General features: G+C 67.1%; 12 protein-coding genes. 9 read left to right on the forward strand and 3 right to left on the reverse strand.

The annotated features are described in order from the left end of the window. Positions 1 to 140, forward strand: a 140-nt coding sequence (locus JWQ89_RS13605) for a hypothetical protein (RefSeq protein ID WP_299641876.1), incomplete at its 5' end; no start/stop codon positions are given. A gap of 374 nt (positions 141 to 514) precedes the next feature. Here JWQ89_RS13605 and JWQ89_RS13610 read toward each other — a convergent pair. The 3 genes from JWQ89_RS13610 to JWQ89_RS13620 form a co-directional block, all read right to left on the reverse strand. Next, positions 515 to 1,504, reverse strand: a complete 990-nt coding sequence (locus JWQ89_RS13610) for a DMT family transporter (RefSeq protein ID WP_299641861.1) — start codon at positions 1,502 to 1,504, stop codon at positions 515 to 517. 404 nt (positions 1,505 to 1,908) lie between these two features. Continuing rightward, positions 1,909 to 2,835 (reverse strand): tyrosine recombinase XerC, encoded by a 927-nt coding sequence (locus JWQ89_RS13615; protein ID WP_299641862.1) that lies wholly within the window; start codon positions 2,833 to 2,835, stop codon positions 1,909 to 1,911. Positions 2,836 to 3,008: 173 nt separating this feature from the next. Continuing rightward, the gene (locus tag JWQ89_RS13620) at positions 3,009 to 3,491 is read right to left on the reverse strand and encodes a VOC family protein (RefSeq protein ID WP_299641864.1); all 483 of its coding nucleotides are present in this window, start codon (positions 3,489 to 3,491) and stop codon (positions 3,009 to 3,011) included. A 316-nt stretch (positions 3,492 to 3,807) separates the two neighbouring features. Here JWQ89_RS13620 and JWQ89_RS13625 point away from each other — a divergent pair, with 316 nt between their 5' ends. From JWQ89_RS13625 to JWQ89_RS13660, 8 genes are all read left to right on the forward strand, one after another. Further along, positions 3,808 to 5,976, forward strand: coding sequence for a primosomal protein N' (locus tag JWQ89_RS13625; RefSeq protein ID WP_299641865.1), 2,169 nt, complete (start codon positions 3,808 to 3,810; stop codon positions 5,974 to 5,976). Between the two features lie 122 nt (positions 5,977 to 6,098). Continuing rightward, a complete protein-coding gene (locus JWQ89_RS13630) occupies positions 6,099 to 6,572 on the forward strand; it encodes a hypothetical protein (RefSeq protein WP_299641867.1) in 474 nt (157 codons plus the stop codon). 262 nt (positions 6,573 to 6,834) lie between these two features. After that, positions 6,835 to 7,395: a F0F1 ATP synthase subunit delta gene (locus JWQ89_RS13635; protein ID WP_299641868.1), complete on the forward strand. Its 561-nt coding sequence runs from the start codon at positions 6,835 to 6,837 to the stop codon at positions 7,393 to 7,395. Beyond that, the gene (atpA, locus tag JWQ89_RS13640; protein ID WP_299641869.1) at positions 7,395 to 8,930 is read left to right on the forward strand and encodes a F0F1 ATP synthase subunit alpha; all 1,536 of its coding nucleotides are present in this window, start codon (positions 7,395 to 7,397) and stop codon (positions 8,928 to 8,930) included. Before JWQ89_RS13635 ends, atpA begins: the two co-directional genes overlap by 1 nt. A 53-nt stretch (positions 8,931 to 8,983) precedes the next feature. Continuing rightward, positions 8,984 to 9,859, forward strand: a complete 876-nt coding sequence (locus tag JWQ89_RS13645) for a F0F1 ATP synthase subunit gamma (RefSeq protein WP_299641871.1) — start codon at positions 8,984 to 8,986, stop codon at positions 9,857 to 9,859. 17 nt (positions 9,860 to 9,876) lie between these two features. Beyond that, entirely contained in the window at positions 9,877 to 11,415 is a 1,539-nt protein-coding gene (atpD, locus tag JWQ89_RS13650) for a F0F1 ATP synthase subunit beta (protein WP_299641872.1), read from the forward strand. 63 nt (positions 11,416 to 11,478) lie between these two features. Next, a complete protein-coding gene (locus JWQ89_RS13655; RefSeq protein ID WP_299641873.1) occupies positions 11,479 to 11,901 on the forward strand; it encodes a F0F1 ATP synthase subunit epsilon in 423 nt (140 codons plus the stop codon). 217 nt (positions 11,902 to 12,118) lie between these two features. After that, on the forward strand, positions 12,119 to 13,695 hold a 1,577-nt coding region (locus JWQ89_RS13660; protein WP_299641874.1), incomplete at its 3' end, for a methyl-accepting chemotaxis protein.

Raw genomic sequence — 13,695 nt, forward strand, 5'->3', positions numbered from 1 at the left:
TGATCCACGAGATCGTGGTGCTGATGGAGTTTTCGGGGAGCGCCGAGGATCTTGGGCGGACGACGCATGCGCATCCGACGCTGAGCGAGGCGATCAAGGAAGCCGCGCTGATGCTCGGGGATGGGGCGATACATATTTAGGCCTCACGCGACGGGTTTTGATCTCACGCGCCGTACCGCTGCGGGGTGGCCTGTAGGCCACTCCTCGCTGGCGCTCCGATGGGCGCGCGACGCGCGAGGTCCTCGCTTCGCTCGTCCGGGGGGTGCAAGGTACTCGGTGTCGGGGTGATCGCCTTCTCCCCTTGTGGGAGAAGGTGCCCGAAGGGCGAATGAGGGGTTCTCTCCGCGCACTCCAATCGCTCCTCGCTTCGCTCGTCCGGCACGCTCTACTTTCTTCCCTTCTCCCCTTGAGGGAGAAGGTGGCGCGCAGCGCCGGATGAGGGGCTTGATATCGCCACTTCCCCTCACCCGCCCTTCGGGCACCCTCTCCCTCAAGGGGAGAGGGGAAGAAGGCTCTAGGCCGTGGTTTCCTCCAGCACCTTTTGCCTTGGCTTTTCCTTCCTCGTGAACAGGAAGACGCCGCCCAGCACCAGCACGGTGCCGAGGGCGTGCCAGATGGTGAAGGCTTCGCCGAGGATGCCGATGGCGAGGCCGACCGTCACGACCGGCGAGACGTTGCCGATGATGGCGGTGCGTTCGGGGCCGATGAGCGCGATGGCGCCGGAGATGCAGTAGGCGGGGAGCACGGTCGAGACCGTGCCGATGGCGAGCATCAGCAGGAACCCGTTACCGGTGACGGCGAGGTCAGTGACCGGGTGGGTGAAGAGGAAGTGGGCGATCACCGCGGGGCCGGCGCCGCTCATGGCGATCGAGGTGAAGAGCTGCGGGCCCAGCCTGTCGATCAGGGGCTTCGCCATCAGCTGGTAGGCGGCATAGGCGATGGCGGAGCCGAAGACGAGGCCGGCGCCGAGCAGCACGTTGTCACCCTCGATGCTGAGGTCGTGCCAGAAGATCAGCGCGATGCCGGCATAGGAGACGAGGAGCGCGGCGACCATCGGCAGGGTGATGCGGCGCTTGAAGAACACCGCGCCGAACAGCACGACGAAGAACGGATAGGTCAGGAGGATCAACCGGTCGAACTGGGCGGTGATGTATTCGAGCGCCGAGAAATCGAGGAGGCTCGCGACGTAGTAGCCGATGACGCCGACGCCGAGGGTCTGCAGCAGGACCGGCAGCGTCAGCACCGGCGGGGCGCCGGGCGGGGTGGCGGCGAGGGTCTTGCGATAGGTGACGATGCCGATGGTCAGAAAGATCGGCACGGCGACGATCATGCGCCAGGTGAGGGTGGTGACCGAGTCGATGCCTTCGGTGAGCGCCAGCTTGATGACGATGCCCTTGGTGGCAAAGAACGCTGCGCCGGCGAGGGCGAGCGCGATGCCGGCCCAGGCGAAGGGCGGGACCGCCGGGCGGGCGGCGGAGGGGGTCGGTGCAGTCTCGGAAGACATTCTTGGCGGGTCCAGTTCTGGCCCTGCCATCAGACACACCGGGGAACCCGCGCCTGATGGCGGGGCCGGTGAGCATCGAGGGTCAAATAGCCGTCGCGTCCCGGTCCCCGAAGGGCCGAAGGCAGAGTTTGCCGATAATTAGGTTGCGAGCGGTCATGGCGGGGATAGGTACGCCGCGGCCACGGGGCTGTAAAGTGGGCGGATGGGTGAACGGTGCGTTCGGGGGCTCTCGCCGAGGCGCCGGTGGCTGGGACCCCCACCACCGAGGCGCCGGTGGCTGGGGACCCCCACCCCTGTCCCCTCCCCCTGAACAGGGGGAGGGAGACGCTAGCCTCGATTTCGGTGATTTGGTCTCCCTCCCTATTCTTTAGGGGACAGGGGGGCGGCCCGCGCGGAAGTAGAAGTCACGCCCTTGGGTGCGCTGCCCTGTAGCTCTCGAGCAACCGCTCGGTGTCGACCGCGGTGTAGATTTGCGTGGTCGAGAGCGAGGCGTGGCCCAGCAGTTCCTGGATGGCGCGGAGGTCGCCGCCGCGGCCGAGGAGATGGGTGGCGAAGCTGTGGCGGAGCGCGTGGGGGGTGGCCGAAGGGGGGAGGCCGAGGGCGCCGCGCAGTTGCTGCATGCGGAGCTGGATCAGGCGCGGAGAGAGCGGGCCGCCTTTCTTGCCGCGGAAGATCGGTTCGTTCGGGCCGGGGTGAAACGGGGTGAGGCCGAGATAGGTGTCGATCGCCTGGCGGACGGGGGCGATCAACGGGACGAGACGCGTCTTGCCGCCCTTGCCGGTGACGCGCAGTGCGCTCGATTCGAGGTCGGCGCGGGTGACGCCGAGGGCTTCCGAGATGCGGAGGCCGGCGCCGTAGCAGAGCGAGATCACCGCCATGTCGCGGGCGGCGACCCAGGGGGTGTCCTCGAGCTCATTGGTGGTCTCGAGGGTGGCCTTGGCTTCGAGCACGGTCAGCGCCTTGGGCAGCGAGCGCGGCTGCCTGGGGGTGCGGATGGTGTTGAGCGCCTCGGTGGCGAGGATGCCTTCGCGCTCGAGAAAGCCGAAGAAGCTCTTGAGGGCGGAGAGCGCCCGGGCGAGCGAGCGGGAGCCGAGGCTGTCATTGCGGCGGGCGGCGAGGAAGGCGCGGATGTCGGCGGCGCGGAGATCCTCGAGGGTCGCGAGGCTGACTTCGCCGCCGGTGTGAGCGGAGAGGAAGGTGATGAACTGGCCGAGATCGCGGAGATAGGCCTCGAGGGTCAGCGGGGCGAGGCGGCGGACGGCGCCGAGGTCGCGCTGCCAGTTGGCGATGTGGGTCGCGAGGGCGGCGTCGGTGAGGAGGGCGTGGGACATGCGGGAGAGGATGCGCGTGGGAGGGTTAGGATTCGGCAAATGGGGTGCGGGGGCTTCCCGTCGCTCGCCGCTTTGCCCGAGCGCGCATCGCCTGGCGATGCGGCCCCTCATCCGGCCTTCGGCCACCTTCTCCCACAAGGGGAGAAGGCGATCACGGATGGTTGGGGGGCGGGTTAGCGACGCAGGGCTTCGACGAGGGACTTCTGGACGTAGGCCATGGGTTCGGACCATCTGGGGTCACCCCAGCGCTGCTGCATTTCTTCCTCGGACACGTCCTCGACGCGCTGCTGCAGCCACCAGATGTTGCCGAGGGGGTCGCGGATGCGGGCGACGCGGTCGCCGAAGGCGAGGAGGGTGGGTTTGGTGACTTCGGTGGCGCCGGCCTGGATGGCCTTGGCGAAGCCGATGCGGGCGTCGGGGACGTAGAGGCGGATGAAGGCGGGGACCGGGGCGATACCCTCCGGCGCGTCGAAGGCCATCACCACGGCGTCGCCGATGCGGATCTCGGCGTGGGCAATGCTGCCGTCCGCGTTGGCGAGACGGGCAATTTCCACCCCGCCGAAGGCTGCGGCGAGGAACGCGATCAGTTGCGGGGTGTCGGCGGAGATGATCCAGGGGGTGACGGTGGTGTAGCCGTCGGGAATCGTGCTGGTCATGGGAAGCTCCTCATGGTGATGCACGGCACTGATGCGACGGCGTCTCCGGTGGACGCGTCAGCAGTCGGGTGATGAACGCATGGCGGGGGTAAGTGGCTCCCGGGCCCTCACCCGTCTCGTCCCCGGCCTCCGCCGGGGTCGATCCACCCTCTCCCCGACGGGGAGAGGAGTACCGTGGATCTTGGCTCCCGCGCCCCCTCCACCGGCTCCGCCGGTCCCCCTCCCCCGCAACGCGGGGGAGGATCAACTGCGCTGGTGGCTGACATGGCAAATTCGCCTTGCAATTCCTATCTCAGCCGTGAACAAAGCAGGCACAGTGGAAAAGACCCCCGACATCGTGGCGGTGATGGTGAGCGTGTCGGTTGATGGGCCGTACAGCTACCGGGTGCCCTATGGGATGGCGGTCGAGCGCGGCTCGATCGTGGCGGTGCCGCTGGTCGGGCGGTTGACGCTGGGGGTGGTGTGGGGGCTGCCCAAGGATAACTACGCGCATAACCGGCTGAAGGACATCGCGCATGTCTACGACACGCCGCCGCTCAGTGAAGAGCTGCTGAAGACGGTCGATTGGGTGTCGAAGTATACGCTGGCGGCGCCGGGGCTGGTGCTCAGGAGCGTGTTGCGCTCGACCGAGGCGCTGGAGGCGGAGCGGCCGATCACGGCGTTCCGCAGGACCGGGGTCGAACCGGGGAAGCTGACCCGGTCGCGCGAAAAGGTGCTCGAGCTGCTGATGGACGGCGAGCCTTGGGCCAAGGCCGCGATCATCGGGGCGGCGGGAGTGTCGGCTTCGGTGGTCGAGGGGCTGGAGAAGGCCGGGGCACTGGAGCGCCTGGAGATGGCGCCGCCGCCGATCGTCTTGCCGCCCGATCCGGATGCCGCGGCGCCGGTGCTCAACCTCGAGCAGGCGGCGGCGCTGCAGCAGATCCGCGAGATCGATGTGCGCGAGTTCGGGGTGGCGCTGCTCGACGGGGTCACCGGCGGCGGCAAGACCGAGGTGTTCTTCGAGGCGGTGGCGGATACGCTGCGCGCCGGGCGGCAGGCGCTGATCCTGTTGCCGGAGATTGCGCTCACCAACACCTTTCTCACGCGGTTCACCAAACGGTTCGGGACCAAGCCCGCCGAGTGGCATTCGGACATGACGCCGGCGCAGCGGGCACGGACCTGGCGGGGAGTGCTCAACGGCACGGTGCGGGTGGTGCTGGGGGCGCGCTCGGCGCTGTTCCTGCCGTTCCGCGAGCTGGGGCTGGTGGTGCTCGACGAGGAGCATGACGGGGCGTTCAAGCAGTATGAGGGGGTGAACTATCACGCCCGGGACATGGCGGTGGTGCGGGCGAAGTTCGCCGAGGCGCGGGTGATCCTGTCGTCGGCGACGCCATCGGTCGAGAGCCGGAACAATGCCAACCAGGGGCGCTACAAGCATGTGCTGCTGACCTCGCGGTTTGCCGAAGCGGTGATGCCGGATATCGCGCCGATCGACATGCGCGAGGAGCCGCCCGAGAAGGGGCAGTGGATTGCGCCCAGGCTGGCGCGGGAGGTGTTCGCGACGCTCGACCGGGGCGAGCAGGCGCTGTTGTTCCTCAACCGGCGGGGCTATGCGCCGCTGACGCTCTGCAAGGCATGCGGGCACCAGTACCAGTGCCCGGATTGCTCGGCCTGGCTGGTCGAGCACCGGTTCCGCGGGGTGCTGATGTGCCATCATTGCGGGCACGAGCAGCGGGTGCCGAAGAGCTGCGGGGCGTGCGGGGCGGTCGAATCGCTGGTGCCGATCGGCCCGGGGATCGAGCGGGTGGCGGAGGAGGCGGCGGCGCGGTTTCCGGGGGCGCGGATGGTGATCCTATCGTCGGACATGGGCTCGAACGCGCAGTTGCGCGACCGCTTCGCCGAGATCGAGAGGGGCGAGTACGACCTCGTCATCGGCACGCAGCTGGTGGCCAAGGGGCACCATTTCGAAAAGCTGACGCTGGTGGGCGTGCTCGACGCCGACCTCGGGCTCGACCGGGGCGACCCGCGGGCGGCGGAGCGGACGTTCCAGATACTTACGCAGGTGACCGGGCGGGCGGGGCGTGCCAACCGGGCCGGCAAGGCGTTCCTCCAGACCTATCACCCGAGCCATCCGGTGATGCAGGCGATGGTGAAGGGGGATCGGGAGGCGTTCTATGCGCATGAATTGCTGGCGCGCGAGGCGGGGCAGTTGCCGCCCTATGGGCGGCTCGCGGCGCTGATCGTTTCGGCCAACGAGCACGATCCGGCCTTCGCCTTCGCCAAGGCGCTGCTGGCGGCGGCGCCGATGGCGGAGGGGCTGAAGCTGTTCGGGCCGGCGGATGCGCCGATCTCGATGGTTCGCGGGCGGCATCGGGTGCGGTTGCTGGCGCAATCGGGCAAGGATTTCGACCTGAGCGGCTATGTCCGGTTCTGGCTCGAGACCGGGCCGAAGGTGACGGGGAATTTGCGGGTGCAGGTGGATATCGATCCGCAGAGTTTCCTGTGAAGATCGCCGGTGGGGAAGAGCCCCGCCATTGCGGGTTTTACTGATCCGGGGAAGCCCGGATTGCCTGTCGGACATTGCCGGTTCCCTACTGCCGGACCCGCTTGGGGTCATGGGGGAATGAAATGGAAACCGGACAGGACTGGATCCTGGGGAGTGCGCCTGTGGTGATGTGGGGCGCCATCATTGTCTTCAACATCGCCATCCTGCGGCTGCTGCAGATGACGCTCAAGAATGTCGACCTGCAGGGCGCGCTCATGGAGAAGGGGCCGGCGGACACGATCAAGCAGGTCACCACGTCGGCCGAGCCGACGCCCACGGATGGCGGGGGGATCAAGATGGAGCAGAAGGAGACCAAGGAGACCTCCCAGGGGATCAGCGCCGACACCAGCTACAGCCGGGTTGCGGGCATGGTCGGGGCGGTAGTGCTGGCGTGCTTCATCTGGGGGATCGGCAATATCGTGCTCTACAAGGCATTTGCCGACCCGGGCGGGGTGGAGAGCCTGCTCGCCAGCCTCGGGGGATTCTTTCTTGCCGGAGCGTCGCTGTTTGCGCCCTATGCGTTCAACCAGCTGAGCAGCGCCTTCAAGGGAAGCTAGCCGCTCCGGGGCCTCGTTTCACCCGCTCGCTGCGCTCTGCGCGCCGGTGCCGTTGGCCCCGGCGCTCCAGTATTTGGCCCTGCGACAAAACTCCCCGAAAGACTCGTGTCCCGGTGCCTTGCGATGCCCAAGATCGCATGTTAGAGGGGGCGCGAAATCCGGGGGGCTGACGGCTTTTCCCGGCGAACAATCATAAGCGACAGCAACCACCGGCGCCTCCATCGGCCGGGTTCGGGTTGCGCAGCACGAGGGTGACGGGGCATTGGCAGCGCAGGATTCAGTGCTTTCCCATATCGCGCGGCCGTATGCGCAGGCGCTATTCGATCTCGCCGAGGCCGACGGTTCCGTCGTGGCGGTGGAACAGGGGCTGGTGAACCTCTTGGCGCTGGCCGAACAAAGCCCTGATTTCGCGCGGTTCCTTCGCTCTCCGGTGATCAATACCGAGGAGAAGGAGGTTGCGATCCACGCCATCCTGTCCCGGGCCAACCCGCACACCACGGTCGGCAACTTCGTCAAGGTGATTGCCCGCAACGGCAGGCTGTTCGCGCTGCCCGCCATCATCAAGGCGTTCCGCGGACTCGCTGCCGAGGCGCGCGGCGAAGTGAGCGCGGACGTGACGTCGGCGACGCCGCTCTCCAGCTCCCAGCTGACCAGTCTTGCATCGACCCTGAAGGCGAAGATCGGCAAGTCGGTCACGCTCAACCAACATGTCGATCCCAGCCTGATCGGTGGCCTCGTGGTCAAGGTCGGCAGCCAGATGATCGATAGCTCACTCAAAACCAAGCTCACGGCGATGAAGATCGCGATGAAAGAGGTCGGATAATGGACATCAAAGCCGCGGAAATCTCTGCGATCCTCAAGGAGCAGATTCAGAATTTCGGCCAGGAAGCGGAAGTTTCCGAAGTCGGTCAGGTTCTGTCGGTCGGCGACGGTATCGCCCGCGTCTACGGCCTCGACAACGTGCAGGCCGGTGAGCTCGTCGAGTTCCCGGGCGGCATCAAGGGCATGGCCCTGAACCTCGAGACCGACAATGTCGGCGTCGTGCTGTTCGGCAATGACCGCGGCATCAAGGAAGGCGACGTCGCAAAGCGTACCGGCGCCATCGTCGATACCCCGGTGGGCAAAGAACTGCTCGGCCGCGTGGTCGACGCGCTCGGCAACCCGATCGACGGCAAGGGCCCGATCCGCGCCCAGGAACGCCGCCGCGTCGACGTGAAGGCGCCGGGCATCCTGCCGCGCAAGTCGGTGCACGAGCCGATGTCGACCGGGCTCAAGGCCATCGACGCGCTGATCCCGATCGGCCGCGGCCAGCGCGAGCTGATCATCGGCGATCGCCAGACCGGCAAGACCGCCGTCATTCTCGATACCTTCCTCAACCAGAAGCCGGCGCACGCGGCCAATGCACCCGAGAGCGAGAAGCTCTACTGCATCTACGTCGCCGTCGGGCAGAAGCGCTCGACCGTGGCGCAGTTCGTCAAGGTGCTCGAAGACGCGGGCGCGCTCGAATACTCGATCGTCATCGCGGCGACCGCGTCCGACCCGGCTCCGATGCAGTTCCTTGCGCCGATGACCGGCGCCGCCATCGGCGAATATTTCCGCGACAACGGCATGCATGCCGTGATCGCCTATGACGACCTCACCAAGCAGGCCGTGGCCTATCGCCAGATGTCGCTGCTGCTGCGCCGTCCGCCGGGCCGTGAAGCCTATCCGGGCGACGTGTTCTACCTGCACTCGCGCCTGCTCGAGCGCGCCGCCAAGCTCAATGAAGAGCATGGTTCGGGTTCGCTCACCGCGCTCCCCGTCATCGAGACGCAGGCCAACGACGTGTCGGCCTATATCCCGACCAACGTGATCTCGATCACCGACGGCCAGATCTTCCTCGAGACCAACCTGTTCTTCCAGGGCATCCGTCCGGCGGTGAACGTCGGTATCTCGGTGTCGCGCGTGGGCGGCAACGCCCAGATCAAGGCGATGAAGCAGGTTGCCGGTTCGCTCAAGGGCGAGCTGTCGCAGTACCGCGAAATGGCGGCGTTCGCGCAGTTCGGCTCGGACCTCGATGCGGCGACGCAACGGCTTCTGAACCGCGGCGCGCGTCTCACCGAGCTGCTGAAGCAGCCGCAGTTCTCGCCGCTGAAGCCGGAAGAGGAAGTGGCGGTGATCTTCGCCGGTGGCCAGGGCTATCTCGACGACCTGCCGGTGTCGGCGGTCGGCGCGTTCGAAGCGGGCCTGCTCAGCGCGCTCCGCTCCAAAAACGCCGACATCCTCGCGGCGATCGCCAAGGAGAAGGCGCTGTCGGATTACCTGCGCGCCAAGCTCAAGGCGGCGATCGACGCGTTCAAGAAGACGTTCCAGGCCTAAGGCCAATCATGCCGCGCGGCCGGTCGGTCGCGCATGAGGAGTAAAGTGGCCCGATGGCTTCGCTAAAGGACCTCAAGAACCGGATCGCCTCGGTCAAGTCGACCCAGAAGATCACCAAGGCCATGCAGATGGTGGCGGCGGCGAAGCTTCGTCGTGCCCAGGAAGCGGCCGAGGCGGCGCGTCCCTATGCCGAGCGCATGGGGAACGTGCTGGCGGCGCTCGGCGCGGCCTATGCCGGCCGGCAGGACGCTCCGGCGCTGCTCGCCGGGACCGGTCGCGACCAGGTGCATCTCCTGGTCGTCGCGACGGGCGAGCGCGGGCTGGCCGGCGGCTTCAACTCGTCGATCGCGCGGCTGGCGCGGGAGACGGCGCAGAAGCTGATCGGCGAGGGCAAGACGGTGAAGATCCTCACCGTCGGCCGCAAGGGCAACGACATCCTGAAGCGGGTGTTCGCCGACCGGATCGTCGATACGATCTCGTTCCGCGAAGTGCGCCAGCTCGGCTATGTCAACGCCTCGCAGGTGGGCGAGAAGATCCTCGCCATGTATGCGGCGGGCGAATTCGACGTGGCGACGCTGTTCTATTCGCGCTTTCGCTCGGTGATCGCGCAGATCCCGACGGCGCAGCAGCTGATCCCGGCGAAGTTCGAGGCGCCGGCGACCGACGCGGAGACGCTCAACTACGAGTATGAGCCCGACGAGGAAGCCATCCTCGAGGACCTGTTGCCGCGCAACATCTCGGTGCAGATCTTCCGGGCGCTGCTCGAAAACAACGCGTCGTTCTTCGGGGCGCAGATGAGCGCCATGGACAACGCCACGCGCAATGCCGGCGACATGATCAAGCGGCTGACGCTGGTCTACAACCGGCAGCGCCAGGCGCAGATCACCAAAGAACTCATCGAAATCATTTCGGGCGCGGAAGCGCTCTAGCAGGAACGAGGTAAATCATGGCCCGCGCAGCGACTGCAGCAAAAGCCCCGGCGACCGACAAGGCTCCCGCCGCCAAGAAAGCCCCGGCCAGCCAGGCCGCTTCGACCGTCGTGGTCTCGACCTCCGGCCTGCCGGTCGGCAAGGTTTCGCAGGTCATCGGCGCGGTTGTGGACGTGGTCTTCGACGGCCACCTGCCGGCGATCCTGAACGCGCTCGAGACCGACAACAATGGCAGCCGCCTGGTCCTCGAAGTCGCCCAGCACCTCGGCGAGAACGCCGTCCGCACCATCGCGATGGACACCACCGAGGGCCTCGTTCGCGGCGCTCCGGTGCGCGATACGGGCGAACCGATCTCGGTTCCGGTGGGCGACGAGACGCTCGGCCGCATCATGAACGTCATCGGCGAGCCGGTGGACGAAGCGGGTCCCGTGGTCACCGCGTCGCGCCGCGCCATCCACCAGGATGCGCCGAGCTTCGTCGAGCAGGCCTCGGAAGCGCAGATCCTCGTCACCGGCATCAAGGTGGTGGACCTGCTGGCCCCCTACGCACGCGGCGGCAAGATCGGGCTGTTCGGCGGCGCCGGCGTGGGCAAGACCGTGCTGATCCAGGAACTGATCAACAACGTCGCCAAGGCGCATGGCGGCTACTCGGTGTTCGCCGGCGTCGGCGAGCGCACCCGCGAAGGCAACGATCTCTATCACGAGATGATCGAATCGGGCGTGAACAAGGACCCGCATGAGAACAACGGCTCGACTGCCGGCTCGAAGTGCGCGCTGGTGTTCGGCCAGATGAACGAGCCGCCGGGCGCCCGTGCCCGCGTGGCGCTCTCGGGCCTTACCGTCGCCGAGCACTTCCGCGACCAGGGCCAGGACGTGCTGTTCTTCATCGACAACATCTTCCGCTTCACCCAGGCGGGTTCGGAAATGTCGGCGCTGCTCGGCCGTATTCCTTCGGCGGTGGGTTACCAGCCGACACTCGCCACCGACATGGGCGCGCTGCAGGAGCGCATCACCACCACCAACAAAGGCTCGATCACCTCGGTGCAGGCGATCTACGTGCCGGCCGACGACCTGACCGACCCGGCGCCGGCGACCTCGTTTGCGCACCTTGACGCGCAGACCGTGCTGAACCGCGCGATCTCGGAAAAGGGCATCTACCCGGCAGTGGATCCGCTCGATTCGAACTCGCGCATGCTCTCGGCCAACATCGTCGGCGAGGAGCACTACAACGTCGCCCGTCGCGTCCAGGAAATCCTCCAGCGCTACAAGTCGCTGCAGGACATCATCGCGATCCTGGGCATGGACGAGCTCTCGGAAGAGGACAAGCTGACCGTGGCGCGCGCCCGCAAGATCGAGCGCTTCATGAGCCAGCCGTTCTTCGTCGCCGAGGCGTTCACCGGCACGCCGGGCATCTTCGTCGCGCTCGAAGACACCATCAAGGGCTTCAAGGGCCTTGTGGACGGCCAGTACGACCACCTTCCGGAGGCCGCCTTCTACATGGTCGGCACCATCGAGGACGCGGTCAAGAAGGCCCAGAAGCTGGCCGCCGCGGCCTAAGCTTTACGTGACGCACTCGGGTTCGCCCAGCGGGCGGACCCAGATCATTGCAAAGGCAGGACCATGGCCGAAGGCACCAAACTCGAAATCGTCTCGCCCGAGCGGCTGCTGCTGTCGGAGACCGTGCAGTCGGTGACCGTGCCGGGCGCCGATGGCTATTTCACCGTGCTGGGCGACCATGCGCCGCTGATGACGACGCTGAAGCCGGGTTTCGTCACCGTGGTCAACAGCGCCGGGATCAGCCATGTCTATTATGTGCGCGGCGGCTTCGCGGACGTGTCGCCCGAGGGGCTGACCATCCTCGCCGAAGAGGCGGAGGATATCGCCGAGTTCGACCGTTCCAAGATCGAGGGGCTGATCGCGGCCGGGCTCACCGCCCAGCAGGCGGCGGCCACCGCCGACGAGCAGATGCGGCTGCAGCAGGAAATCGACAACTGGCGGAACCTGTTGCTCGACGCTTCGGTGGGGACCGGCGCGGCGCACTGAGCGACGTGGAGCAGAGAGTTCAAACGGGCGTCCCTCGGGGCGCCCGTTTTGCTTTTGGGCCCACCCCGACAGGCGGGCAAGGGAATTTTTGTTCGGGTCCCGATCCTAAACTGCGCATTAACCACGGTGCAGCAGGCTTGCCGGGGACGAGCGCGTACCGGCCACGCGTTTCGCCGCCGCCAGAAGGCGATCGCGTCGGCCGACAAGGGACTTCAGAATGAAGAACAAGGGTACCGCCGGCTCCGAAGCGAAGCCGGCAAACGGGGTCCGGCTGAGGACCCTGGTGTCCGGACTGTCGGCGGCGCTGGTGCTGGGTGCGGTCATGGTGGCCGCAGCGAGCTTCTACATTTCCACGGAGTTCAAGGTATCGGGGCGAAAGTCCGAGGCGATGATGGCGTCGATGCGGGCGCACATGACCGCCGACATGCTGCACGACACCCTGCGCGGCACGGTGTTCCGGGGACTCTATGCCGGGATCAGCGGCGACTTCGACATGGTCAAGGACTCCTATGCCGACGTGATGAACTATGGCGCCTCGTTCCGGCAGGCGATCGATTCGCAAAAGAACCTCGATCTGCCCGAGAGCATCAGGGGCGCGCTCGACGCGGTGAAGGCGCCGCTCGATGCCTATGTGAAGTCGGCGACGGCGCTGGTGGGCAAGATCAACAAGCTCGACATCGCCGGGGCCTCCGCGGACCTGCCGGCGTTCGATGAAAGCTTCGCGGCGCTGGAAGGCCAGATGTCGGCGATCTCGGACGCGATCGAGGCGGCGAACCTGGCGCAGCTGCGCGCGGCCGAGCGCAATGCGCTGCTCTCCGACCTCATCAGCCTGGTCGGGCCGGCACTGATCCTGGGGCTGGCGCTCGCCACCATGGTGCTGGCGCAGCGCTATGTTGCCAAGCCTCTCGCCAACATGACCGACGGGTTGCGACGCTTGTCCGAGGGCGATCTCGAGGTGAGCGTCGAGGCGAGCCACAAGATCGCCGAGGTCAACGGGCTCGGCCGTGTGCTGGGCATCTTCCGCGAGGCGCTGCGCAATCGCGACACGCTGGCGGGCGAGGCGGCGGCGACGGCGAAGCTGACGGTGGCGCGGGCGGACGCGGCGGCCGCGCTCAACCGGGAGATCGGCGAGGTGGTCGGCGCGGCGCTCGACGGCGATTTCAGCCGCCGGGTGAGCGACGGGTTCGCAGACCGGGACCTGCAGGCCCTCGCGCACAGCGTCAACCAGTTGGTCGCGACGGTGGACGCCTCGATCGGCGAGACCGGGCAGGTGCTCGGGGCGCTGGCGCAGGCTGACCTGACGCGGCGCATGGAGGGCAATTATTCGGGCTCGCTGAAGCGGCTGATGGATGACACCAACGCGGTCGGCGACCGGCTGACCGAGGTGGTGACCAACCTTCGCGCGACGTCGCGGTCGCTGAAGGTGGCGACCGGCGAAATCCTCTCCGGAGCCAACGATCTCAGCGAGCGGACCACCAGACAGGCGGCGACGATCGAGGAAACCTCGGCGGCGATGGAGCAGCTGGCGGTGACGGTGCTGGAGAACGCCCGGCGCGCCGAATCGGCGAGCAGCAATGCGGCGGATGTGTCGCGGACGGCCGAGCAGGGCGGCGAGGTGATGCGCGCGGCGACCTCGGCGATGGAGCGGATCACCCAGTCGTCGGCGAAGATTTCCAACATCATCGGGTTGATCGACGATATCGCGTTCCAGACCAACCTCCTCGCGCTGAATGCCTCGGTCGAAGCGGCGCGGGCCGGCGATGCCGGCAAGGGTTTTGCGGTGGTGGCGGTGGA

This window comes from Devosia sp., assembly GCF_028290645.1.
GTDB lineage: Bacteria > Pseudomonadota > Alphaproteobacteria > Rhizobiales > Devosiaceae > Devosia_A.